Below are 23,702 nucleotides of genomic sequence, written 5' to 3'. Positions count from 1 at the left end.
CCGGCGAACGGGCCGCGTCGTGGGGTCGGCCAGACCGATGAGCTCGGTCTGGCCGGCCCCACTCCTGCATCCAAGTCCGAGAGACGAGCTGAGGTTCTCCCGCCCCAGCCCAGTGATGTCGTCGTGGCGATGAGCTGCCGGGAGGGGCGCTGCGCACGGCGACGCGGAGCCGATCCGACACGCCGGTAGGTTAACTTTCCTATTACCTGAGGTGTGAGGCAGAATAATCCCGTTGCTCGGCCACCAGGACCTGGTTGAGCGACGGTGCTCCTCCTCCCGCGGTTCGCCTCTCCCATCTCCCGGTCAGCATGCCTTCTACCGCCATGATGGCGGTAGGGGAAGCGTCGTGCGCAGCCTTCTCCCTGGAGCAGGCTCGCTGGTGACCTTGGTTGTGAGAGGTGCGGACGATGAGTATCAAGGGTGCTGCAGAAGCAGTTCTTCCCCCGCCGGCTCAGGGATGGTTGAAGCAGGCGATCTACCACCGCAACTGTCACCTGTCGCCGCCCCAGTACCGTGCGGCCCTCAAACACTGGTACTGGCTCTTCAAGGGACGCCCCTGCCACCTGGAGGCGCCGCGCACCATGACTGACAAGATCCACTGGCTCAAGCTCTATGACTCCACACCCCTCAAAGGGCGTCTGGCGGACAAGTTCCTGGTGCGCGAGTGGGTCGCTGACACGGTGGGGGAGGAGTACCTCGTACCTCTGCTGGGTGTGTGGGACTCGCCTGATGAGATCGACTTCGCCTCCCTGCCGGCCAGCTTCGTCCTCAAGGCCACGCACGGCTCGGGGTGGAACATCCTCGTACCGAACAAGGGTGGGGTCAGGTGGTGTTTGCACCGTTGATGATGTCGTTGAGTTTCTCAGTTGGGGTCTGTCCGTTCAAGACGATGCGGGGTCGGCGGTTGAGGCGGTCCTGGATGGCTTGGACCTGGGTGTCGGTGACGTCGGTGAAGCTGGTGCCTTTGGGGAGGTACTCGCGGATCAGGCGGTTGGTGTTCTCGTTGGTGGGGCGCTGCCAGGGGCTGTGGGGGTCGGCGAAGTAGACCGGGATGTCGGTGGCGGCGGTGAAGTCGGCGTGCCGGGCCATCTCGCTTCCCTGGTCCCAGGTGATCGAGGCCCTTACGGCTCGGGGCAGGTCAGCGACCATGGTCTGCAAGGCGGTGGTGACGGTCTGGGAGTCGTGGCCGGCGCCCAGGCGGTGTATGAGCACGAAGCGGCTGGTGCGCTCCACCAGGGTGATCAGGGCGCTGCGCCCGCCGGCGCCGATGACCAGGTCGCCCTCCCAGTGCCCTGGCACGGCCCGGTCGGCGGCCTGGGGCGGGCGCACACTGATCTGGGCTCCTTCGATCCAGGGACGGTTGGATCTGCGGGGCAGGCCGGCCAGTGGTGAGCGGGGCAGGCGCCGGGTGCGTCCTGAGCGCAGGGCCTTGTCCACCCGCAGCTGCTGGCGCAGGCTCCCGGCGCCCTGGACGTAGAGGGCCTGGTAGATCTGCTCATGGGATATGCGCATGGACTCATTGTCGGGGTGGGCCCAGCGCAGGCGCGCGCTGATCTGGCGGGGGCTGGCCCCGTCCTCGAGCAGGGCCACCACCTCGGCGCGCAGGACGGGATCGGCGTCGAGCCTCCTGGTCTTGGGGCGGGCCAGGCGCTCCTGGGCCGCAGCTGAGGCCCCCGGGGCCCGGTAGACCCCGTCAGGGCCGGTGTTGCGGGTGATCTCTCGTGAGACGGTCTGACGGCACCGCCCCAGAATGCGGGCGATGGCGGCGGCCGACTCCCCGCGGGCCCGGCCCTGAGCGATCAGGACCCGCTCGGCGTCGCTGACGCGCTGCCCGCGCCCGACCCGCCCGGCGCAGGCCGACGCCGACCAGCCCTCACGCCCCCGCCGCCCCGACGAGCGTCCTGACGAGCGTCTTGATGCTGTTGCTGCGTCCTCCATGGCCTGATCGTGCCAGTACCGCCTGGCGGTGTCCCGAGTCACCCCGGCCTCGGCTCCCGCTCGGGTCAGGGACGCTCCGGCCAGGACGGCCTGAACGACCTTGGCGCGTCTGGCCTGGTCAGCCTCGAGCGTGCCGCCCTTGGGGCCGCGCACCAGCTCCACCCCCGCCGCCTGGCACCACCGGCTCACCGTCCCACGCCGGTACCCCAGAACCCGACCCACCGCCGAGGCCGACTCACCAGCCACCACCCGCGCCACCGCATCACGACGCACATCCTGACCAACCCCAGTACCAGACACAAAACACCCCTCCCACGAGTGGTGCATCCACCACCAGACCCCACCAAGAGTGCTCTTGATGAGGAGTGGGCCCGTGGACGCCTCAGGGAGTGGCTCGGCCTGCGCCAGGCGATGAAGGGCGGCTTCGAACTGCACTACGAGTACTGTGAGCCGCGCATCGTGTGCGAGCGCTTCCTGCGTGACGGCACAGGGGGCCTGAGGGACTACAAGTTCATGGTGTTCGACGGCGTCGTCCAGTTCGCCTTCACCGTGGACAGGCGTGCGGGGCTCGCGATGCGGGGGACCTACCTGCCGGACTGGACCCGAGCCCCCTTCGAGTACACCTGCGAGGCTGTCCGTGCCCCGGACGTTCCCCCGCCGAGCGGCCTGGAGACCATGCTCCGGCTCGCCAGCAGGCTCGGGAAGGGGTTCGCCTGCGCGCGCGTTGACTTCTACCAGGTGCGGGGACGTGTCTACTTCGGTGAGATCACCTTCACCGACGCCGATGGGTTGTCTGAATTTGCTCCCGCTCGCTACAACCGTATATTCGGTGATCGAATCGTCCTTCCTGAGAAGAAGTCGTTCAAGGGCATCATCCTGTGATGGTTTAATGCTCAGAGAATGGTGTCTGTAGATTTTCTACGAAGATCGTCGTGCTCGGTGAGTGAGACCTCTCAAGTCTCTCGATGTGCGTGAGGGCTTTCTCATTAAATCCGTCGGTTACTTGCTCTGTTCGGGCTCTTGCGTGTTACTGTCTGTGTCATTAATTCTGGCGCTCCTTCGTGGGGTATCGTGACTGTCGCTTCATGCTGGTGAGTGCTGTGTCCTATCAGTCCTGAATAATGACAGGTGGTATGCGGATGACGCTCGAGGACCTTCTTCATCTAACTCGTCGACGCTTTGGATCTCTCGCGCTGGCGATCGTGATCTGCGTACTTTTGTCAGTAGCGTTCGCTTTCGTGACGCCGAGTTCCTACACGGCGACGGCTCAGGCCTACCTGCACGTGGAGGTGGGCGGAGACCCGGGGCTGAACACGCAGTCCCACTACAACGCCGCACAGCTCGCCGACTTGAAGGCCGACGCCGCCGTTCCGGTCTTCACCTCGGAGGCGGTCGCCCAGCGCGTGATCGAGTCCCTCAAGCTGGATGTCACCCCGGAGGAGCTGGCCTCCTCGGTGTCGGCGGTGCGGACGCCTGAGACCGTGTCGGTGCAGGTCTCCGTGGAGGCCTCCACCTCGCGTCAGGCTCAGGTTCTGGCCGATGAGGTCGTCCGCCAGACGGCCGAAGAGGTGACCGAGCTGGAGGGCAGTGACTCTCCGGTGAAGATCTCCCTGCTGTCCTCCGCTGAGCTGGTGAGTGCCACTCGGTCCCCTGCCCTGGTCACCTGTGTGGGTGTGGGGCTGCTGGCCGGTCTGGTTCTGGGTTACGTGTGGATTCTCGTCCAGGAGCTGCTCGACAAGAGCCTCAAGGGGCCGGAGGATGTGCGCAAGGCCCTGTCGACGCCCGTGCTCGGTGTGCTGCCGAAGGATCCGTCGCCTCTGCGGCTGGGGCGTGGTGCGCAGACGGAGGTCGAGGAGCGGCTTCGGGCCGCTCGCACCAACGTGCTTCACGCCCTGTCTCACGGGGCTCGGCAGGTCGTGGTCGTCACCTCTGCTGGTCCGCGGGAGGGGGCCTCGACGACGGCTGCGGGTCTGGCGCGGGTCCTGGCTCTGTCCGGTCATCGGGTCGTCCTGGTCGGAGGAGACCTGCGCTCGCCAAGTGCGGTCGGCGCCCCGGGTGCCCCAGGGCTCGCGGAGGTCCTGGTGGGGACGGCTCGTCTCAGTCAGGTCCTGGTCGAAGGCGAGGTGCCGGGCCTGGAGCTCCTGCCTGCCGGCGACATGCCCGGGAACCCCTCTGAGCTGCTCGGGGGCCGCAACATGAGTGACCTCCTGCATCATCTGGCCGCAGACCGCATCGTGATTATCGATGCGCCTCCGGTGTGCCGCTTCACCGACGCTGTGGTGCTGGCCGAGTATGCCGGTGGCGTCCTCCTCGTGGCGCGAGCCGGGCGCACGTCTGCCGAAGAGCTTCGCGAGGCCGCGCTGGCCGTGGGGCAGGGAGGCGGGCACATGCTCGGCGTGGTGCTCACCAACGTGTCCGATCTCGGGCGCGGTAGTCGGAGTGCCCAGACCGCCGTCACTCATGCGGAGAGTGCCACCGTCTGACCCTTCCTTCCCTGAATGCGGCACGTGCGCAGAGAGCCGAGCCGTGACGTCAAGGATGTTTATCCAAATGTTACTTTGCAGTCGCACTGACGTTAGTCGTTGGGGCGTGTGCTCCGGGGTCCCGCTGGAATGAATCTTGACGCTTCAGGCTCTCAGGTCCAGTCGCCTGTGGATTTATACCATTGTGTCGAAGTGGATCTGTTGGTAAACGATGATCGAGGAGTAGCATCCTCAAAATCTTCCAATCGGTGACTCTCGGTGTTAGATTAACGCTGAGCATTAAATACGGAATCTAATAGTGATGATTCAATGGGTTCCGCATGCCCTTTTCTGTGCCGTCTCCTCCTGTTGAGCAGTAGGAGCCGCATCCCCAAGTCCGTCCCGCGAAGCAGTGAAACCTGCTCGCCCATATGCAGATTGAAACCCTGATGACATTTGAAATCTGTCGCTCCTGCCAGCGTCAAACGCTTGATCGGAGTTCCTCACTCTCAGGCGGTGTGTCCCATGCTCCTCAGCAGACTCAATGGAGCGTGACGACTCATGGCTGAAGCACATCAGGACTCCCATGGCACCGCCGGCCGTGATGAGCGCAGTACCGAGGTTGGTCGCCCTGGCGCACCTCAACCCGCACGATCCCTCGCAGCGCCCGGGGGTGCCACCGCGGGCGCCCCTTCAGCACCGGGCTCAGCGCCCGTGAGACCGTCGGACTGCGGCGCGCAGCGGGGAGGCTTCGCCCTGTGCCGGCTCGAGCCCCTCGCCTTGATGGTCATCGACTTCCTGGCCACGTATATGGCGCTGTACTCCGCGGCCTGGGGGACCACGAAGTGGGCGACCGCCACAGGGGCGACCGGCGGCCTCCTGGCCGTCGGGGTGCTCGGGATCGTCAACGTGGGCGTCTTCGCCACCTTCAAGATGTACAACAGCCTGTGGCGCTACGCCTCGATGGCGGAGGCGCTGAGGATTCTGTACGCGACCGTCGTCGGCTCGATCTGCGGCGACCTGCTCTTCTCCCTGGCCTTCGATGGTGGGCTGTCAGTGCGTTCCTACGTCATGGCCTGGGCGCTGCTCGTCATCATGACCGCGGGGACTCGCCTCGCCGCCCGGGCGCTGTGGCACAGCCGCGCCCAGCGCAGTGCTCGCGCAGGTGAGCCGGGCTCCCGCCCCCGTACCCTCATCGTCGGAGCCGGGCAGACCGGTTCTCTGACCATCAAGCGCATGCACCTGGGGGACGAGGACATGTGCGGAGAACCGGTGGCCCTGGTCGATGACGACATCACCAAGCACGGTCGCCACGTCCACGGCGTCAAGGTCTACGGTGCGAGTGACGACATCCCCCGCATCGCCCAGGAGTGCCGGGCCGAGCAGATCGTCCTGGCCTGCCCCTCGGCGCTGGCCTCCGAGCGCCAGCGCATCCTGTCCATCTGCCTGACAACGGGCCTGAGGATCCTCACCCTCCCGAACGTACGGGACCTGGCTCAGCAGGATGACGGGCGGATCGCACTGCGGGAGGTCGAGATCTCCGAGCTGCTCTCCCGTGACGAGGTCGCCTTCGACTCCACGGGGATGGGGTACGTGCGCGACCAGGTCGTCCTGGTCACCGGCGGTGGTGGCTCCATCGGCTCTGAGCTGGTCCGTCAGCTCATCGAGGCCCGGCCTAGCCAGATCATCATCTTCGACGTCTACGAGAACACGGCCTACGAGCTGCTCCACGAGATGCAGCCCAAGGCGACCGAGCTGGGGGTGACGCTCTCGGTCGTCATCGGCTCGGTGACCAACGAGCGCATCGTCCGCGACTGCTTCCAGCGGTACCGGCCCAAGGTCGTCTTCCACGCGGCGGCCCACAAGCACGTGCCGCTCATGGAGGACAACGCCCGTGAGGCCGTGGAGAACAACGTGCTGGGCACCTGGGTCGTCTGCCGTCTGGCGGAGGAGCTCGGCTGCAGCCACTGCATCCTGGTCTCCACCGACAAGGCGGTCAACCCCACCAACGTCATGGGGGCCACCAAGCGGCTGTGCGAGCTGGAGATCCAGGCCCTGGCCCAGACCAGCCGCTCCACCGTCTTCGCCGCCGTGCGCTTCGGCAACGTGCTCGGCAGCCACGGCTCGGTCATCCCGCTGTTCAGGCGCCAGCTCAGATCAGGTGGGCCGCTGACTGTCACCCACCCCGACATCACCCGCTACTTCATGACGATCCCCGAAGCGGCCCAGCTGGTCATCACCGCCGGCTCCATGGCCCAGGCCGGAGAGATCTTCATCCTGGAGATGGGCAAGCCCGTGCGGATCTACGACCTGGCTGTCAACCTCATCAAGCTCTCGGGCCTGCGGGTGGGGCGTGACATCGAGGTCGTCTTCACCGGGCTGCGTCCTGGCGAGAAGCTCTACGAGGAGCTGCAGATGCACGATGAGGATCTGCACCCCACTCAGAACCCCTCGATCCTCGTCTCCACGGCACCGCCTCCCACCAGGCTGGAGGTGGAGGACAAGATCGCTCGGCTCATGGCCTGTCTGCCCCAGGGCGGTGAGCAGATCAAGCGGGAGCTTGCTCGCGCGGTGCCCACCTATCACCCACGTTTTGACAACAGTACGAATCCGTCGCCAACAGTGAGGACAGCTGACTGATGCGTGTTGATTTCTCGCCTCCAGACATCACCGACGCCGAGTGCCAGGAAGTGGTGGATGCACTGCGCTCTGGCTGGATCACCACCGGACCGCGCACCAAGACCCTGGAGAAGCAGGTGGCGCAGCGCTGTGGAACCACCCGGGCCGCCTGTCTGAACTCCGCGACCGCCTCGCTGGAGCTGACCCTCCGGGTCCTGGGCATCGGTCCCGGAGACGAGGTCATCGTCCCGGCCTACACCTACACGGCCTCTGCCTCCCCGATCGTTCATGTGGGCGCCACCCCCGTGATCGTCGATGCCGGCCAGGCCGACGGCGGCTACGGGCTGGACCCCGGCGCCCTGGAGGCCGCCATCACCCCGCGGACCAAGGCCGTCATCCCGGTCGACATCGGTGGTCGCATGTGCGACTACCCGGCGCTGCGCGCGGTCGTCGACAGCCACAGCCATCTGTTCACACCGGCAGGGGCAGTCCAGGAGGCGCTGGGACGTGTCGCCCTCGTCGCCGACGGCGCCCACAGCTTCGGTGCCCGGCGCGACGGCACGCCCTCGGGCAGCGCCGCCGACTTCACCACCTTCAGCTTCCACGCCGTGAAGAACCTGACCACCGCGGAGGGCGGTGCCGTCACGTGGAGGCCGGAGCTGGGCCTGGACGAGGAGCTCTACCGCCAGTACATGCTGCTGTCCTTGCACGGGCAGAGCAAGGACGCCCTGTCCAAGACCCGCCTGGGGGCCTGGGAGTACGACGTCGTCAGCCCCGCTTACAAGTGCAACATGACCGACGTGTGCGCCGCGATCGGCCTGGCGCAGATGACCCGCTACGACTCGATGCTCGAGCGTCGGCGCCAGATCATCACCCGCTACGACCAGGCCCTGGCGCCGGCGGGCGTGACATCGCTGCGGCACTACGAGGACGGGAGCGTCTCATCCGGGCACCTCTACCTGGCGAACCTGCCGGGCCTGGGGGAGGAGGCGCGCAACGAGTTCATCGAGCGCATGGCGGGCGCGGACGTGGCCTGCAACGTCCACTACAAGCCGCTGCCCCTGCTGAGCGCCTACCGCGACCTCGGCTTCTCCATTGAGGACTTCCCGCAGGCCTACGCCCTCTACGCCAGTGAGGTGAGTCTGCCTCTGCACACCTCACTGACCGACGAGCAGGTCGACTACGTCATCAGCTGCGCGCTCGAGACGCTCGCGGCGATGGGCCGCTCATGACGATGCCGCCCTGGGAGGAGCTGCCGGCCTCCCTGCGTACCGAGGAGGTCCGCCCCTACTACGAGGCACTGGCCCGGCGCGGTCTCCAGCTGCGGCTCAAGCGCCTGCTCGACGTCGTCGGAGCGACGATCCTGATGGTGCTGCTCGGGTGGCTGTTCATCATCCTGGCGGCCCTCATCAAGCTGGACTCGCCCGGACCGGTGTTCTTCCGCCAACGGCGGGTCACCCAGTTCGGGCGCGAGTTCCGGATCGTCAAGTTCCGCACCATGACGCACCGGCCGGCAGATCCCGGTGACCAGATCACCCGGGGCAACGACCCCCGGGTCACCAAGGTCGGGGCGGTGCTGCGCCGCTACCGGCTCGATGAGATCAGTCAGCTCATCGACATCCTGCGCGGCACGATGAGCTTCGTGGGGACCAGGCCGGAGGTGCCCGAGTACGTCCAGCAGTACACCCCGCAGATGCGGGCCACCTTGCTGCTGCCCGCCGGAGTCACCTCCACAGCCTCCATCGAGTTCAAGGACGAGGCCGAGATCCTGGCGGCCGCCCCGCCGGGCCAGGACGCCTACCTCACTCAGGTCCTGCCGGCCAAGATGCGCCTCAACCTGCGTGACGTCCAGAACTTCAGCATCGGACGAGATCTGTCGATCGCGCTGAGGACCGTCCTGGCGGTGGCCAGGTGAGGCGCGCAACGACGACACCTAAGGAGCAAGCATGACAGCAGGCACTGAGCACGATCACGAACTGGACTCCGACCTGGTCTCCATCATCATGCCGACGTACAACTGTGGCGCCTTCATCGCCGAGACCATCGCCACCGTCCAGGCCCAGACCCACCCCCGCTGGGAGCTGATCGTCGTCGACGACTGCTCCACCGACGACACCACCGATGTCGTGGAGGCCCTGGCCAAGGACGACCCGCGGATCCGGTACGTACGGCTGGAGACCAACAGCGGTGCCGCCATGGCCCGTAACCGGGCGATGGAGCTGGCCCAGGGGCGCTACATGGCCTTCCTGGACTCCGACGACCTGTGGCACCCCGACAAGCTCAGGCGCCAGATCGACTTCATGACCTCGCGTGACGTGGCGATGTCCTGCACCGCCTACGCCCAGATCGACGAGCAGGGCGTGCCCACCGGCAGGATCGTGCGCAGCCCGGCCAGGATCAGCTACAACCGCCTGCTCCTGGACTGCCCGGTGGGCAACTCCACCGTCATGTACGACGTGGCGCGCCTGGGCAAGTTCGAGGTTCCCAACATCCGCAAGCGCAACGACGACGCCCTGTGGCTGCGCATGCTCCGCACCGAGCCCTACATCTGGGGGATGCCGGTGGTGCTCATGAGGTACCGGCTCCGCTCGGGATCGGTGTCGGCCAACAAACGGAGCCTGGTCAAGTACCACTGGACGCTCTACCGCGACATCGAGCATCTCAGCGTCCCCCGCTCCGTCTTCCACATCGGCGTGTGGGTCCTCATCAAGACCCTCAAGGTGAAATGAGGACCGGCGTTAGCAGGACGAGCAGTTCCCCGGACCGATCCGGGGCCGACGGAGGCAGACAGGCAATGAGCCAGGAACAGTCATCGACCACGCGGGACCTTGGGGGCGGCCCCCTGCGGGTCCTGCAGATCAACTCATCAATCTCCCGGCGCTCCGGAGTCATGAGCGTGCTCATGAACTACCTCAGGCACATGGATCGCTCGCAGGTGGTGTTCGACTTCTTCTGCTACGCCACGCCCGATGAGACCCACCGCGAGGAGATCGAGGCACTGGGCGGGCGCTGCTACGTCATCGATGCCGGGAACCATATCGGACGCATCCGATCATCCCTGGGGCAGGTGCTGGAGCAGCGTGCAGGGCAGTACCCCGTGGCGCACCTGCACGACCCTATCCTGTCGCGCTTCCTCTACCCGGTGGCCCATCGCCACGGGGTGCGGTCCCTCGCCGTCCACTCCCATGCGACGGCGTACTCCGACTCCCGGCTGCGGAGCCTGCGCAACTGGCTCGTCTGCCGCAATATCGGGGCCTACTCCGACGCGCGCCTGGCCTGCTCCCGGGCGGCCGGTGACTTCCTGTTCGGCTCAGGCCGCTTCGAGGTGGTTCCCAACGCGATCGACGTGGAGACCTACCGCTTCAACGAGTCGGTCCGTGCCCAGGTGCGCTCCCGGCTGGGGCTGGGGGAGGCACCCGTCGTCGGCCATGTGGGACGGTTCAGTGAGCAGAAGAACCACCGGTTCCTCATCGATGTGTGCACCGAGCTGTTCCGTGCGCGCCCCGAGGCCCGTCTCATGCTCATCGGCGACGGCCCGCTACGGCCGGGCATCGAGGCCGTGGTGGCCGAGCGCGGCCTGAGTGACCGCGTTCTGTTCCTGGGGGACCGCAAGGACGTCCCTGACCTCTACCAGGCGATGGACATGTTCCTTCTGCCCTCCCTCTACGAGGGGCTGCCGATGGTGGGGGTGGAGGCGCAGTGCGCGGGGCTCCCGCTGGTGTGCTCCGACGAGGTGACCGATGAGGTCACGATCGGGGAGGTCTCCTTCCTGCCGCTGGACATGCCGGCGCCTCAGTGGGCGCACCATGTCAGCCAGGCCCTCGACCACGGGCGGGACCCGCGGCGCAGGGCGGAGGCAGAGCGGGCCACGCGCGTCGCGGGTTTCGACATCACTCACGAAGCCGAGCGGCTGGCGCACCGTTACCGTGCGCTGGCGGAATGGTGATGCCGGAGCATGTGGATTCACTTCGCGCTCTTCGCCGCCCTTCTCCTGCCAGCAGCTCTCCTGGGGCTGCGGGGCAATGCCGGTCGGCGGGGCTCCCGGGTCATTCTGGTCGTGGCCTTCGTGGCCTTCGTGGCCTTCTCCTCCATGCGAGCCGTCAGCGTCGGCAACGACACGGTTGAGTACCACCGGGTCTTCGAGGAGATCAAGGCGACGACCTCCCTCCAGGAGGCCTTCACCGTCAGTCGCTTCGAGTACGGCTATGTCGTACTCAACTACCTGGTCAGCCGCATCACGGACAGCTTCAACATCCTGCTACTCATCATCTCGGTGTTCGTCTACGGATCAGCGGTGCTGTTCATCAAGCGCTACGCCGCCAACTACTCCCTGGCGGTCCTCCTCGCCTTCGGCATATCCGCCTTCTACGACTTCACACTCTTTACCCGACAGAGCGTTGCGGTGGCGATCTTCCTGCTGGCCGTCCCCGCGCTCATGGAGCGCAAGCTGTTGCGCTACGCCCTGCTCATCGCGCTCGCCTCCCAGTTCCATCTCAGCGCCCTGCTCCTGCTCGTCATCTACCTCGTCTCCGCCATGAGGCTGAGTACCTTCGGTGACTGGATCAAATGGGGCGCCCTCATCGGGACCAGCATGCTCTCACTGAGCTGGGTGATGAACTCCCTTGCGGCGTCCTCCGCCTACTACGGTCACTACCTCAACAGCGACTACGCCGACGGCGGGGTGCGCTCGGCCACCGTTCTGCTGATCGTAGTGCGCATCTTCCTCATACTTCTGGCCTCCACCTGCGGATGGGAGGCCGCCGTGGAGGAAGACCCCTCCGGGCGTACCCGCAGTCTCCTGGCACTGGCCGTTGCCGATATAGCCATGGTGACGGTGTCCCTGGGCTTCAACCTCGTCGATCGTCTCGAGATGTACCTGACCATGCCCTTCGTCGTCGGTCTGGTGAACCTCACCGTGCGGGGCCGCCGACCGGAGCGCTCCTACATCGGCGCCCTCCTGGTCATCATCGCCTTCGCAGCCTCCACGATCTTCTTCCTGTACCGGCCCGAGTGGTACCACCTGTTCCCCTACCGAACCGTCTTCGAGAAAGGGATCCCGTGATGGAATCTGTCCGTTCCGCGAGTTCGTGGAGAACCGGTGTCGGTGATCTGAGTGGCGGCTGCCTGCGGGAGAGACGCGACGCCAGCCCGACGTGGGAGGTGCACTTCGATGCCGGCGAGCTATAAGAACCGCATCGCATTCCTGCTGGGCAACACCCTGGTCTTCGCGCTGGGGGGCCTGGCGATCAAGGCCGTCTCCCTGGTCCTCATGCCGTTGTACACGACTGCGCTGACGGCTGGTGAGTACGGGACGGCCGAGCTGCTCAACAGTGCGATCGAGATTGTGCTGCCGCTACTGTCGGCGGGCGTGGTGGAGGCCCTCTACCGGTTCTCCATTGACGACGACGTTCCCAAGGATGAGCTCTTCGCCGGCTCCCTGGTGGTCCTGGGGGGAGGCGTCGTGTGCGCTGGGGTGGCGTGCGCCTTGGGGCGCGTCTTGTGGAATATGGAGCACGCGGGTTCCTTCTTCGTCCTGTTCTGCTCGGTGTGCGTCTTCAAGGCCACGACCCAGCTCGCCCGTGGGTTGGGGCATGTGCGCCGCTTCGTGGCCTACGGGCTCATCAATGCGCTCGCCATGGTGGTGTCCACCTACCTGCTCCTGGTCCGCGCGCACCTGGGCGTGGAGGGGTACCTGTGGTCCTTCACCATCGGCTACCTGGTAGGTGGTCTTGTCGCCTTCCTGGGGTCGGCCGAGTACCGGCTCCTGGCTCCGTTCCGGGTCGATCGCGACCTGCTGCGCCGGATGCTCGTCTACAGCCTGCCGCTCGTGCCCAATCTGCTGTCGTGGTGGCTGGTCAGTGTCTCCGGCCGGTACGTGGTCCTGTGGGGCAGCGGAGTCGTGGCCGCGGGGCTCTTCACCGCGGCGAGCAAGATGCCTGCGCTGGTTAACATCGTGGCCTCCGTCTTCCAGCAGGCCTGGCAGTACTCCACCGCCCGCGAGATCGACTCGCCCGACCGCGGCGCCTTCTTCGGCGTCGTGATGAGGGGGTACTCGCTGGCAACTCTTACGGTCGCCGGGCTGGTCATTGCACTGAACCGGCCGATCTCCAGGGTGATGCTCCAGGCCGAGTTCGCCGAGGGGTGGCGCTACGTCCCCCTGCTCATGCTGGTCGCCTCCTTCGGGGTCATCAGCATCTTCTTCGAGAGCTTCTACCAGGCCTTGAAGAACAGCGGTGTTCTCATGGCCTCGACCGCACTGGGCGCGGGGGTCAACGTGGTCCTCGGGGTGGCTCTCGTGCCGTTCATGGGGCCGTGGGGCGCCGGCCTGGCCGGAGCAGTGGCTTACATGCTCGTCCTGGTGGTGCGGGCACGAGACCTCAGGCGCCGCATCAACCTGCCGATAGACCGCCTTCGTCTCAGCTACCAGCTCGCGCTGCTCATCAGTATCACCGCATGTATGTCCTTCGACGGCGGCTCATGGCTGACTGCTGTGGTCTGGGCATGCCTGGCGCTGCTGGCTACCAGCGACATGACAGTTCTCACGAGCAGTGCTCAAGCCGTGACGGAGTCCCTGAGGCACAGGAGCGGGGGGCTGATGCGCCAGCTCTGACACGGGGCTCGGCGCAGGATGTGCGGGGTATAACGGCTCTGTGTGAAAAGCGACGATTCGCTGCCCTGCTTGTGAAAATGCTTTGGTGTCAACCAGTGCGTTTTGTCTTAACTGCACAGTGTGATGATCCCTGTTGTCTTTTCGTGACGTCTATGGGAAAGCGGGTCCGTCGATACGACGTATCCTTGCCGGGCCGATCTGACTGGTTGAGCTGAAGTATCTTGCTGACGCAAGAAGGGAAGGTTATGAAGCGTATTCTGCTTTTGGATACATCCGTTGGATCTCTCAATATGGGGGATGAGATCATTGGGCGATCCATTGAGATGAACTGGCGCGAGCTGTTCTCATCGAACTATGTCATGCGCCTTGCCACTCACACCCCGATGTACACGCCGGCGCAGTATTTCCTGTCTAAGCGCCGGCTCAGCATCTTCAAAGGAGCCGACATCAAGCTCCTGTGCGGCACCAACGCCCTGTACACGAATATGCTGCGGCCCCTGCCGACCTGGAACATCAACTACCTCAACTGCGGGATGGCCACAGGCACGGTATGTCTGGGCGTGGGTGCGGGGGCCAACTCCTCATCGGTCAACCTCTACACGCGGGCCCTCTACCGCAAGGTGCTGTCCCGTGACCTGGTGCACTCGGTGCGTGACGAGCGCACCAAGCATCTCCTGCAGCGGGTGGGGCTGCGAGCCTGGAACACCGGCTGCCCCACCCTGTGGGGACTGACCCCTGAGCACTGCGAGACCATTGCCCGCACCAAGGGCGACGAGGTGGTCTTCACGCTCACCTCCTACCACCCGAACCCGCGCAAGGACCGGGCAATGGTCGACGTGCTGCGCAGGAGCTACTCGCGACTGCACTTCTGGCCCCAGTCCATCGACGACCTGGACTACCTGCAGTCGCTGGGAGCGGCCGACGGCGTCGAGATCGTCACGCCGAGCCTGGCAGGTTTCCGGGAGGTGCTCGACCGGGGCGTCGACTACGTGGGGAACCGCCTGCATGGGGGCATCTTCGCCCTGCAGCGCAAGCGGCGCGCCATCATCGTGGCCATCGACTACCGCGCGCGGGAGATGGCCAAGGACTACTCCCTGCCGCTGGTGGAGCGCGACTCCATCGAGACCGATCTGGCCGACCTGATCGAGTCCTCCTGGCCGACCGCGATCCACGGTCTGGACTTCGACCGCATCGAGAAGTGGAAGGCCCAGTTCGATGTCGGCAAGCCATAAGGGGCGCATGAGACTCCTGCTGGGCAACACCCTGGTCTTCGCCCTGGGGGGCCTGGCGGTCAAGGCCGTCTCACTGGTCCTCATGCCCCTGTACACAACTGCGCTGACGGCTGGTGAGTACGGGACGGCCGAGCTGCTCAACAGCGCGATCGAGATCGTGCTGCCGCTGCTCTCGCTTGGTGTCGTGGAGGCCCTCTACCGCTTCTCCATTGACGACGACGTTCCCAAGGATGAGCTCTTCGCCAACTCCCTGGTGGTCCTGGGCGGCGGCCTCGTCTGCACCGGGGTGGCGTGCGCCTTGGGCAGCGCCTTGTGGAACATGGAGCACGCGGCAGCGTTCTTCGTCCTGTTCTGCTCGGTGTGCGTCTTCAAGGCCACGACCCAGCTCGCCCGTGGGCTGGGGCACGTGCGCCGCTTCGTGCTCTACGGGCTCATCAACGCGCTCGCCATGGTGGTGTCCACCTACCTGCTCCTGGTCCGCGCGCATACAGGTATCGAGGGCTACCTGTGGTCGTACACCATCGGCTACCTGGTGGGTGGTCTTGTCGCCTTCCTGGGGTCGGCCGAGTACCGGCTCCTGGCCCCATTCAGGTTCGATCGGGCGCTGCTGCGCCGGATGCTCGTCTACAGCCTGCCGCTCGTGCCCAATCTGCTGTCGTGGTGGCTGGTCAGTGTCTCCGGCCGGTACGTGGTCCTGTGGGGCAGCGGCCTGGCGGCTGCCGGGCTCTTCACCGCGGCGAGCAAGATGCCCTCACTCATCAACATCGTGGCCTCCGTCTTCCAGCAGGCCTGGCAGTACTCCACCGCCCGCGAGATCGACTCACCCGACCGCGGCGCCTTCTTCGGCTCCGTCCTGCGGGGCTACTCGCTGGCCACTCTGTCGACCGCCGGCCTGGTCATCGCCTTGAACCGGCCGATCTCCAGGGTGATGCTCCAGGCCGAGTTCGCCGAGGGGTGGCGCTACGTCCCCTTGCTCATGCTGGCGGCGACCTTCGGGGTCATGACCATCTTCTTCGGCACCTTCTACCAGGCGCTCATGAACAGTCGCATGCTCATGGTCTCCACCATGATGGGGGCGGTGGTCAACGTGGTCCTCGGCGTGGCTCTCGTGCCGTTCATGGGGCCGTGGGGCGCCGGCCTGGCCGGAGCGGTGGCCTACGCCCTCGTCCTGGTGGTGCGAGCCCGGGACCTCAGGCGCCGCATCGACCTGCCCATGGACCGCTCGCGCCTGACCTACCAGCTCGCGCTGCTCAGCGTCATGGCCGTGTGCACGTCCTTCGACGGCGGCTCATGGCTGAACGGGGCGGTCTGGGTCTGCCTGATCCTCCTGGCGACCAGCGACATGTCAGTGCTGGGTGGCGGCGCTCGAGCCGTGGCCGCAGCGTTCGCCGGCAGGCTTGGGCGGCGCTGAGGAGCCCGCGCCGCCCAAGCCGCTCACCGCCGTCCGATACCGCGGTAGTTCCAACCGGCCGCCTTCCAGGCCTGCGCATCCAGGCAGTTGCGTCCGTCGATGACGTAGCGGTTACGTGCCAGACCGGCCGCCTGGGCGGGGTCAAGATCCTGGTACTCGCGCCACTCCGTGCCGATGATGACCAGGTCGGTTCCCTCCAGGGCGGACTGCGCTGAGGCGGCAACCTCGTAGGGGCGGTTCGTCCTCTGAGCGAGGATCGGGCCGGCGGCCGGGTCGTGCACGACGACTCGCTCGACCATGCCCGACAGCTCCACGGCGAGATCCAGGGCGGGGGAGTTGCGCATGTCGTCGCTGTCCGGTTTGAAGGCGGCCCCGAGGACCGTCACCGTGGCCACCGACGTGTGCTCGCCGAGAAGCTCTGCGACTGTGCGGATGACGCCGGCACGCATGGTGTCGTTGACGCGATCGACCTCCGCGAGGAAGGCCAGGGCATCGCCGACGCCGAGCTCACCGGCGCGGGCCTGGAAGGCACGGATGTCCTTGGGCAGACAGCCTCCGCCGAAACCGATACCGGCGCGCAGGAACCGGCGCCCGATACGGTCATCCATGCCGATCGCCTCAGCGAGGGCCGTCACATTGGCACCCGCGGCGTCGCAGACCTGGGACATGGCGTTGATGAAGGAGATCTTCGTGGCCAGGAAGGCGTTCGCACTGATCTTGACCAGCTCGGCGGTGGCGTAGTCCATGACCAGGCGCGGGGTGCCGGCGGCCAGGATCTGCGCGTAGACCGCGTCCATCGTCTCCTGGGCGCGGCCGGCGGCGTCGGGATTCTCCGGCAGGCCGTAGACCATCCGGTCCGGACGCAGCGTGTCCTGAACGGCGAAGCCCTCCCGCAGGAACTCCGGATTCCACAGCAGAAGCGCCCCGGTCGGCTCGATCAGCTGGGACAGACGGGCGGCGGTGCCAACGGGAACCGTGGACTTGCCGGCGACCACCTCAGGGCCGCTGGTGCAGTGCCCCAGGTGGGGGAGCATGGCGGTCACGGCTGCGTCGACGTACGTCATGTCCGCCGCCCCCGACTCGGACTGCGGTGTGCCCACGCCGATGAAATGGACCTGGGCTCCCTTAATGGCGGAGAAGTCCTGAGTGAAGGTCAGGCGTCCGGCCTCCACGTTACGGGCCAGAAGCCCTTCCAACTCGGGCTCGAAGAACGGCGCCCTGCCGTTACTCAGAAGATTTACCTTGTGGGCGTCGACGTCCACGCCCACCACATCATGCCCGAGCTCCGCCATTGACGCAGCGTGAACAGCACCGAGATATCCGCAACCAATCACTGACAAACGCATGGAGGAAGCCTAGGCAGGCATGTGGGGGGTATGTCTACCCCTATACCCATAGGGTTCCCTGGTGAATTCCTCAAATATTTCACCGAGAATTAGGATGTATTCATCGAGTTTTTGTACAACAATCATGGTAGTCGTATTGTCGATGCCGTCCGAATGGGCTTGTGCCCCGAAAAAGATTTAAGAAGAAATCGTTTTTCGGGTGCGGACCTTGCTGTGAGAGATTGCGCTCACGTGATTCCCCTGCCGATCAGTCGTGACTATGCAGTGGCTGGGAGTCTTCGGGCCTCGGCTAGATTAGGGCTGGGAGGGGGTGCTTGAGAGAGCCTCCGCCCAACCCGTCACGTCGAGCAAAGGATGGCACAGTGCCCGTAGACGACGACTCCAAGCAGGTCAGGCCCGGCGCCGCCTTCGGCATCCCCGAGGGGGCCACGGGGGAGGAGGTCGTCGACGCCGTCTTCGGCCAGGCCGGCATCGACCCCGAGCTCCTGCCCTATCTGGAGGCCGCAGGCGCCCCCGACCTGGCCGAGGGCGAGGGGCTGACCGTCTCCGTCTCCGAACTTCAGGAGGCCGGTGCTCAGCGACAGGCCGACGCCGAGTCCCAGGACCGCGAGGACCTTGAGGCTCTGCGCGAGCTCGTTGCCGCCAATATGATCCCTGGCGGTGACACCGATCGCCTCGAGGAGCTCCTGGCTGAGGTGGACGCCGACGACTCCGACGACTGGGACTCCTGGGAGCCCCAGCTCGCCGACGACTCCGAGGGTGAGCACCTGCGCGATCTGCAAGCCGCCGCCCGCGGCGTCGAGGTCACCGCCCGCATGCGCGAGGTCGAGGCCGAGATCCTCGCGCGCGCCCCCGAGCACCAGGTCCAGCCCTCCCTGGAACGAGTCGAGGCCGTCCTCGACCTCCTGGGCAACCCCGAGCGCACCTACCGCACCGTCCACATCACCGGCACCAACGGCAAGACCTCCACCGCCCGTATGACCGAGCGACTGCTGGCCGCAGGCGGCATGCGCACCGGCCGCTTCACCTCCCCGCACCTGGCCACCATCCGCGAGCGCATCAGCCTCGACGGTGAACCGATCAGCGAGGAGGGCTTCATCGCCGCCTGGGAGGACGTGGCCCCATATGTCGCCATGGTCGACGAGCGCTCCCAGGCCGCAGGCGGGCCCCGCCTGTCCTTCTTCGAGGTCCTGGCCGTCATGGCGCTGGCCGCCTTCGCCGACTACCCCGTCGACGTCGCTGTCATCGAGGTGGGCCTGGGCGGGCGGTGGGACGCCACGAACGTCATCGGCTCCGACGTCGCCGTCATCACCCCGATCGGGCGCGACCACGAGCGCTGGCTGGGCTCGTCGATCACCGAGATCGCCCATGAGAAGGCCGGCATCATCAAGGACGGCTCCACCGTCATCGTCGCCCATCAGGTCCCCGAGGCCGCTGCCGAGATCGAGCAGGCCGTGGCCTCTCACCGGGCCGTCGTGCGCCGGGAGCGGGACCCTCAGGAGGACCCCGCCTCGCCGGAGGCCGGCGTCCTGCAGGTCCTCGACCGCCAGCTCGCCGTCGGCGGTCAGCTGGTCACCTTCGCCACGGCGGCGGCCGTCTACGAGGACGCCTTCGTCCCGCTGCACGGGGAGTACCAGGCCCACAATGCCCTGCTCGCCCTGGCCGCCGCCGAGGCCGTCCACGGCGGGCGCCGGCTGCCGGCGCGCATCGTCGAGGACGGTTTCGCCTCCGTCACCAGTCCGGGCCGTCTGGAGGTGCTGCGCTCCTCGCCCACGGTCCTGGTCGACGCCGGGCACAACCCGCACGGCATCGAGGCCCTCACCGGAGCCATCGAGGAGGCCTTCGGCTTCCAGCACCTCGTCGCGGTCCTGGGTGTCATGGCTGATAAGGATGCCGAGGGCATCCTGGCGGGCCTGGAGCCGGTGACCGACGCCGTCGTGTGCGTCCCCATCGACTCACCCCGGGCCATGGACGTCGAGGACCTGGGCGAGATCGCCCGGGAGGTCTACGGCGCCGACCGCGTCGTGGTGAGCCAGCAGCTCGGCGAGGGAGTGGAGCGGGCGGTCGCCCTGTCGGAGGGGTATGACGCCCCGCTGACCGCCTCAGGGATCCTCATCGTCGGCTCCGTCGTTTTGGCTGCCGAGGCCCGTGCCCTGTTCGGCAGGCCCTGACGGCGGCGGCCTGCTTCTGCGACGGCGCTTCTCGAGTCCCCGTTCCGACTGCGGTGGCACGTGCGTTCGGGCTGGTCGCAGGCCCTGCGGTCATCTCAGCGCGCGAGGCGGCAGGGGGCGTGAGAGGATGGGTGTGCGAGCGGGCGATGTGCACCTCGTCGGCTTGCTCCGGCGCACCCCACGGGCGTTCCCAGGACGCGTCGGGCCCCATCGGGGCCGTGCGGAGCCCGATCATAGCCGCATGGTCGTCCTTCACCCTCGGGTGCGTGGCGCTCATGCCTGGAACCAACACCTGCTAAGACCCGAGAAGGAAGCAGTATGTCCTTAGACGCCGCCTGGGCCCTTGACTGGGCCCGTCGCGCCGCCGAGCTGATCGCTGAGAACCGCGCCGAGCTGACCGAGCTGGACCGAGCGATCGGAGACGCCGACCACGGGGACAACCTGGAGCGTGGCATGACGGCGGTGGTCTCCAAGCTCGATGCCGCTCAGCGGGCCGGAGGTGTCCCGGCAAGTCCCGGAGGGGTCCTCAAGCTTGTCGCCACCACGCTCATGGCCACCGTCGGTGGTGCCGGTGGGCCGCTGCTGGGAACGGCCTTCCTCAAGGCCTCCCGCTCCTGTGAGGCCACTGCCTGGGGTCCTGGGGATCTGGCTCGCGCCCTGGAGGAGGCCACCTCGGGGCTGGAGGCCCGGGGGCACGCCGCCAGCGGGGACAAGACCATGGCCGACGCCTGGCGCCCTGCGGCGGTGGCCGCCAGGGAAGCCGCCGAGATCGGGCAGGATGAGGTCGGTGTTCTCGCCGCAGCCGCTCAGGCCGCATCCACGGGGGCTCAGGACACCGAGCCCCTCCAGGCCCGTCGTGGTCGGGCCTCCTTCCTGGGGGAGCGCTCCTGCGGTCACCGCGATCCCGGAGCCCAGTCCTCCGCACTCATTCTCCAGGCCGCCTTCGATGCCGCCCGCGACCGCGCCGCCGACCCGATCCTGGTTGTCGAACAGGCCTGACTCCACCGGCTCCGCCATGGCGGGTAGGCGCCCGGACCCGTTATGGTCCATTCGGTCCCTCGAATGCCAACCCACCAAGGAGCCCCCATGGCACGCACCTCCCACGTCGGCCGCATCCTCGTCCTCATCAAGCCCGACGCCGTCGAGCGTCGCCTCACCGGTGAGATCCTGCGTCGTATCGAGGCCAAGGGGTACACCCTGACGGCCCTGAAGGTTCTCACTCCCACCGAGCAGATCCTCGCCCAGCACTACGCCGAGCACGTGGACAAGCCCTTCTACCCCGGCGTCGTGGAGTACATGACCTCCGGCAATGTGGTGGCCGCGGTCGCCGAGGGGCAGCGCGTCGTGGAGGGCGTGCGCAGCCTCATGGGCCCCACCGACCCCACCACGGCCGCACCCGGCACCATCCGCGGAGACCTGGGACGCGACTGGGGCACCCCCGCCATCCTCAACCTCGTCCACGGCTCGGACAGCGACGAGTCCGCAGCCCGAGAGATCGCCATCTGGTTCCCCGAGCTGGCCGACTGACCCGCAGCCCCTCCCGCAGGGCGCCTGACGCGCGACACGAGACGACGGTGGTGCGCCTCCTGAGAAGGAAGGCGCACCACCGTCGCCTCATGTGGCCGGCCGCGAGCCGATGAGACCCGGCTCAGGCCTGCTCGGCCCTCCTGAGGACCTCCTTGAGGGGGACGCGGGCACCGGTGCGGGTGACGGCCCTGGTGTAGATCGCCGCCGCCACACGCACCAGCAGCGGCAGGAAGACCAGCGCGAGCCCCAGGGCGATCAGCTGCTCGGTCCAGGAGGAGACCCCCAGCACCAGGCGCGCCGGCATCATGAAGGGGGCGAAGGGCGGCACGTAGGACAGGACCCGGAAGGTCATGCTGTTGGTGTCCCCGGTGGCCATCAAGAAGCTCAGGACGTAAGGGACCATCGAGAGCATGACCAGGGGCATGCTCACCGAGCTGACGTCCTCCTGGCGGCTCACGAGTGAGGCGGCGGCCCCGAAGGCGACCGCGAAGATCGCGTAGCCCACGATCATCCACACGATCATCGCGACGAGCACGCCGTCCAGGTTGAGACTGATGTCCGGCATGACTCCCGTGGCCTTCGCGGCGATGACCCCGGCCACGGCGACAGCCCCCGTGGTCAGGACCGAGGCGATACCGATCCCCAGGATCTTGCCGGCCAGCAACGAGCTGGGCCGCACGCAGGCCAGGAGGATCTCCACGATCCGGCTCGACTTCTCCTCCACCACCCCCTGGGCGATGAACTGGCCACCGCCCATGATGGCGAACAGCAGCAGGACGTCAATCGTCATGAGGATGGCGTAACGCGAGCCGAACTCTGCCGAATCGCGCTGAGGGGCGTGGAGCGCCTTCACCTCGGGCTTGGCGGCACTGAGCTGAGAGGCCACCTGGGCGGGATCGCCTCCCAAGGACGCGATCTGCTGGCCCAGAGCCGACTGCTGAAGGAAGGCCGTGACCCCCGAGACGACCGCGTCGTCGGCCGACTTCTCCACCGTGATGGTGGGGGTCGAGCCGGAGACGTCCAGGACCATGTCCACGTGCGGCGTGCCCTCTGGGGCGTCGTCGGCCAGGACGTCCTTGGCCTGGTGGGCCGAGACATCAACGAGCTTGATCGTCTCCCCGTTGGAGGCGGCAACCTTGTCCAGCCCGGTGGCCTGGGTGAGCGTCACGCCCTTGAGCCCGACCCGATAGGCCTGGTCCTGGCCGGCGGTGTAGAGCTTCACGCCGACGATGCCGCCGACGGCGGCAATGAGCAGCACCAGGGTCAGGATGATGGTCGACTTCTTCAGCAGGTGCGCCCGCAGCTCCCGGCCGGTGACCAGGGCGATCTCCTGACGGCGAGTGATGGGGGTGGTCCGGTCGCTCATCAGTGCGCCTCCTTCGTCTCGTTGCTGTCTGCGGGTCCCTCGTGGGAGGTGGTGGTCAGAACCTCTCGGAAGATCTCGGTGAGCCGGTGGCGCACCGGGCCGAGCTCGCGCACCGTCCCCAGGCGCTGGGCAGTGCTCAGCAGCGCCTGCTCATCGGCTCCCGCCGCGGTGATGACCAGGCGGCCGGCATCATCGAGCTCGACCGTGGGGGCGGGCAGGTTCAAGGAGGCCGCCTCCACCGGTGGGCTCCCCGCGGCCTGCTCGACGGCGACCCGCCACCGGGGCGTCGCGGTGGCCTGCAGCTCGGGAATCGTGCCGTCGGCCACGAGCCGGCCTGAGCGGATGATGACCACTCGGTCGCACAGGCGCTCGACGATGTCGAGCTGGTGGGAGGAGAAGAGGGTGGGCACGCCTGCGGACGCCCGCTCCAGGAGGACCTGGCTCATGACGTCCACGGCCACCGGATCCAGGCCGGAGAAGGGCTCATCGAGAATGAGCAGCTCGGGGTCGCTCACCAGCGCGGCGGCCAGCTGGACGCGCTGCTGGTTGCCCAGCGACAGGCTCTGCACCTCGTCGCCGCGGCGCCCCTCCAGGCCCAGACGCTCGGTCCACCGCTCTGCAGCCGCCTTGGCGGCGGAGGCGGACAGTCCGTGGAGGCGGGCCAGGTAGACGAGCTGCTCGGCTACCTTCATCCGGGGGTAGAGGCCGCGCTCCTCGGGCATGTAGCCGATGGTGCGTCGGATGGCGGCGTCCACGGGGGCACCCATCCAGGTCACGGCGCCGGAGTCGGCGGCGAGCACCCCCATGACGATGCGCATCGTGGTGGACTTGCCCGCCCCGTTAGAACCGACGAAGCCGACGATCTCGCCGCGGTCCAGGGACAGGGAGAGATCATCCAGGGCCTGAAGGCTCCCGAAGCGTTTGGACAGGCCGGACAGTTCGAGCATCGTGGCTCCTTCGGGTTCGGGGACGGGGCGACAGGGCCGGTCGAGCGGGTGCATGAGCCCCGTACCCGACCGC

19 protein-coding genes are annotated in these 23,702 nt (G+C 67.0%); 15 read left to right on the top strand and 4 right to left on the bottom strand.

Annotated features, from left to right (window positions below; all coding sequences use genetic code 11):
• The first annotated feature begins 407 nt into the window (after window positions 1–407).
• Window positions 408–845: an ATP-grasp fold amidoligase family protein gene (locus JJJ14_RS08350; RefSeq protein WP_236592781.1), complete on the top strand. Its 438-nt coding sequence runs from the start codon at window positions 408–410 to the stop codon at window positions 843–845.
• On the opposite strand, the gene JJJ14_RS08345 is transcribed toward JJJ14_RS08350, so the two are convergent.
• Window positions 823–2,211, bottom strand: coding sequence for an IS30 family transposase (locus tag JJJ14_RS08345; protein WP_201443841.1), 1,389 nt, complete (start codon window positions 2,209–2,211; stop codon window positions 823–825). The two genes, JJJ14_RS08350 and JJJ14_RS08345, sit on opposite strands and share 23 nt — an antisense overlap.
• Before the next feature lie 48 nt (window positions 2,212–2,259).
• Here JJJ14_RS08345 and JJJ14_RS08340 point away from each other — a divergent pair, with 48 nt between their 5' ends.
• The 11 genes from JJJ14_RS08340 to JJJ14_RS08290 all read left to right on the top strand — a co-directional run bounded on the left by JJJ14_RS08340 (window position 2,260) and on the right by JJJ14_RS08290 (window position 16,272).
• Window positions 2,260–2,820, top strand: a complete 561-nt coding sequence (locus JJJ14_RS08340; protein WP_236592780.1) for an ATP-grasp fold amidoligase family protein — start codon at window positions 2,260–2,262, stop codon at window positions 2,818–2,820.
• Window positions 2,821–3,176: 356 nt separating this feature from the next.
• Window positions 3,177–4,421: a polysaccharide biosynthesis tyrosine autokinase gene (locus JJJ14_RS08335; RefSeq protein ID WP_233431764.1), complete on the top strand. Its 1,245-nt coding sequence runs from the start codon at window positions 3,177–3,179 to the stop codon at window positions 4,419–4,421.
• A 693-nt stretch (window positions 4,422–5,114) separates the two neighbouring features.
• Window positions 5,115–7,040 carry a polysaccharide biosynthesis protein gene (locus JJJ14_RS08330; protein ID WP_236592779.1) on the top strand — a complete coding sequence of 642 codons (1,926 nt, stop codon included), beginning with the start codon at window positions 5,115–5,117 and terminating at the stop codon, window positions 7,038–7,040.
• Window positions 7,040–8,251, top strand: a complete 1,212-nt coding sequence (locus tag JJJ14_RS08325; protein WP_070512981.1) for a DegT/DnrJ/EryC1/StrS family aminotransferase — start codon at window positions 7,040–7,042, stop codon at window positions 8,249–8,251. Before JJJ14_RS08330 ends, JJJ14_RS08325 begins: the two co-directional genes overlap by 1 nt.
• Window positions 8,248–8,934, top strand: a complete 687-nt coding sequence (locus JJJ14_RS08320; protein ID WP_201443840.1) for a sugar transferase — start codon at window positions 8,248–8,250, stop codon at window positions 8,932–8,934. Before JJJ14_RS08325 ends, JJJ14_RS08320 begins: the two co-directional genes overlap by 4 nt.
• A gap of 31 nt (window positions 8,935–8,965) precedes the next feature.
• On the top strand, window positions 8,966–9,748 hold the full coding sequence (locus JJJ14_RS08315) for a glycosyltransferase family 2 protein (RefSeq protein WP_101559640.1): 783 nt from the start codon (window positions 8,966–8,968) through the stop codon (window positions 9,746–9,748).
• 65 nt (window positions 9,749–9,813) lie between these two features.
• The gene (locus JJJ14_RS08310; RefSeq protein WP_201443839.1) at window positions 9,814–10,965 is read left to right on the top strand and encodes a glycosyltransferase family 1 protein; all 1,152 of its coding nucleotides are present in this window, start codon (window positions 9,814–9,816) and stop codon (window positions 10,963–10,965) included.
• Between the two features lie 9 nt (window positions 10,966–10,974).
• Window positions 10,975–12,081: an EpsG family protein gene (locus JJJ14_RS08305; RefSeq protein ID WP_101559638.1), complete on the top strand. Its 1,107-nt coding sequence runs from the start codon at window positions 10,975–10,977 to the stop codon at window positions 12,079–12,081.
• Window positions 12,082–12,189: 108 nt separating this feature from the next.
• Window positions 12,190–13,629 carry a lipopolysaccharide biosynthesis protein gene (locus JJJ14_RS08300; RefSeq protein WP_180806263.1) on the top strand — a complete coding sequence of 480 codons (1,440 nt, stop codon included), beginning with the start codon at window positions 12,190–12,192 and terminating at the stop codon, window positions 13,627–13,629.
• 290 nt (window positions 13,630–13,919) lie between these two features.
• Window positions 13,920–14,861 carry a polysaccharide pyruvyl transferase family protein gene (locus tag JJJ14_RS08295; protein WP_236592778.1) on the top strand — a complete coding sequence of 314 codons (942 nt, stop codon included), beginning with the start codon at window positions 13,920–13,922 and terminating at the stop codon, window positions 14,859–14,861.
• Window positions 14,862–14,868: 7 nt separating this feature from the next.
• Window positions 14,869–16,272 carry a lipopolysaccharide biosynthesis protein gene (locus JJJ14_RS08290; protein WP_236592777.1) on the top strand — a complete coding sequence of 468 codons (1,404 nt, stop codon included), beginning with the start codon at window positions 14,869–14,871 and terminating at the stop codon, window positions 16,270–16,272.
• Between the two features lie 23 nt (window positions 16,273–16,295).
• Here the strand turns inward: JJJ14_RS08290 and JJJ14_RS08285 are convergent, their stop codons facing one another.
• Window positions 16,296–17,618: a UDP-glucose dehydrogenase family protein gene (locus JJJ14_RS08285; RefSeq protein WP_201443837.1), complete on the bottom strand. Its 1,323-nt coding sequence runs from the start codon at window positions 17,616–17,618 to the stop codon at window positions 16,296–16,298.
• 362 nt (window positions 17,619–17,980) lie between these two features.
• On the opposite strand from JJJ14_RS08285, the gene JJJ14_RS08280 reads away from it, so the two are divergent.
• The 3 genes from JJJ14_RS08280 (at window position 17,981) to ndk (ending at window position 21,316) form a co-directional block, all read left to right on the top strand.
• On the top strand, window positions 17,981–19,789 hold the full coding sequence (locus tag JJJ14_RS08280) for a bifunctional folylpolyglutamate synthase/dihydrofolate synthase (RefSeq protein WP_201443836.1): 1,809 nt from the start codon (window positions 17,981–17,983) through the stop codon (window positions 19,787–19,789).
• A 318-nt stretch (window positions 19,790–20,107) separates the two neighbouring features.
• A complete protein-coding gene (dhaL, locus tag JJJ14_RS08275) occupies window positions 20,108–20,788 on the top strand; it encodes a dihydroxyacetone kinase subunit DhaL (protein WP_201443835.1) in 681 nt (226 codons plus the stop codon).
• 87 nt (window positions 20,789–20,875) lie between these two features.
• Window positions 20,876–21,316 carry a nucleoside-diphosphate kinase gene (gene ndk, locus JJJ14_RS08270; RefSeq protein ID WP_201443834.1) on the top strand — a complete coding sequence of 147 codons (441 nt, stop codon included), beginning with the start codon at window positions 20,876–20,878 and terminating at the stop codon, window positions 21,314–21,316.
• Window positions 21,317–21,437: 121 nt separating this feature from the next.
• Here ndk and JJJ14_RS08265 read toward each other — a convergent pair whose 3' ends face one another.
• Window positions 21,438–22,682, bottom strand: a complete 1,245-nt coding sequence (locus JJJ14_RS08265) for an ABC transporter permease (protein WP_101559632.1) — start codon at window positions 22,680–22,682, stop codon at window positions 21,438–21,440.
• The gene (locus tag JJJ14_RS08260) at window positions 22,682–23,629 is read right to left on the bottom strand and encodes an ABC transporter ATP-binding protein (RefSeq protein WP_201443833.1); all 948 of its coding nucleotides are present in this window, start codon (window positions 23,627–23,629) and stop codon (window positions 22,682–22,684) included. The genes JJJ14_RS08265 and JJJ14_RS08260 overlap by 1 nt, the downstream gene beginning before the upstream one ends.
• Window positions 23,630–23,702: the final 73 nt, after the last annotated feature.

The sequence above is a fragment of the Actinomyces sp. HMT 175 genome, from assembly GCF_016694895.1.
In the GTDB taxonomy this organism is placed as follows: Bacteria; Actinomycetota; Actinomycetes; order Actinomycetales; family Actinomycetaceae; genus Actinomyces; species Actinomyces oris.
The sequence above is the reverse complement of the archived record's forward strand: the minus strand, read 5'-3'. Positions and strand labels throughout refer to the sequence as shown.

Coding starts and splice junctions, on each gene's coding strand:
- JJJ14_RS08305 (WP_101559638.1), top strand. CDS start 10,975: ATGTGGATTCACTTCGCGCTCTTCGCCGCCCTTCTCCTGCCAGCAGCT.
- JJJ14_RS08325 (WP_070512981.1), top strand. CDS start 7,040: ATGCGTGTTGATTTCTCGCCTCCAGACATCACCGACGCCGAGTGCCAG.
- JJJ14_RS08315 (WP_101559640.1), top strand. CDS start 8,966: ATGACAGCAGGCACTGAGCACGATCACGAACTGGACTCCGACCTGGTC.
- JJJ14_RS08260 (WP_201443833.1), bottom strand. CDS start 23,629: ATGCTCGAACTGTCCGGCCTGTCCAAACGCTTCGGGAGCCTTCAGGCC.
- JJJ14_RS08300 (WP_180806263.1), top strand. CDS start 12,190: ATGCCGGCGAGCTATAAGAACCGCATCGCATTCCTGCTGGGCAACACC.
- JJJ14_RS08320 (WP_201443840.1), top strand. CDS start 8,248: ATGACGATGCCGCCCTGGGAGGAGCTGCCGGCCTCCCTGCGTACCGAG.
- JJJ14_RS08295 (WP_236592778.1), top strand. CDS start 13,920: ATGGGGGATGAGATCATTGGGCGATCCATTGAGATGAACTGGCGCGAG.
- JJJ14_RS08285 (WP_201443837.1), bottom strand. CDS start 17,618: ATGCGTTTGTCAGTGATTGGTTGCGGATATCTCGGTGCTGTTCACGCT.
- JJJ14_RS08290 (WP_236592777.1), top strand. CDS start 14,869: ATGAGACTCCTGCTGGGCAACACCCTGGTCTTCGCCCTGGGGGGCCTG.
- ndk (WP_201443834.1), top strand. CDS start 20,876: ATGGCACGCACCTCCCACGTCGGCCGCATCCTCGTCCTCATCAAGCCC.
- JJJ14_RS08350 (WP_236592781.1), top strand. CDS start 408: ATGAGTATCAAGGGTGCTGCAGAAGCAGTTCTTCCCCCGCCGGCTCAG.
- JJJ14_RS08310 (WP_201443839.1), top strand. CDS start 9,814: ATGAGCCAGGAACAGTCATCGACCACGCGGGACCTTGGGGGCGGCCCC.
- JJJ14_RS08265 (WP_101559632.1), bottom strand. CDS start 22,682: ATGAGCGACCGGACCACCCCCATCACTCGCCGTCAGGAGATCGCCCTG.
- dhaL (WP_201443835.1), top strand. CDS start 20,108: ATGTCCTTAGACGCCGCCTGGGCCCTTGACTGGGCCCGTCGCGCCGCC.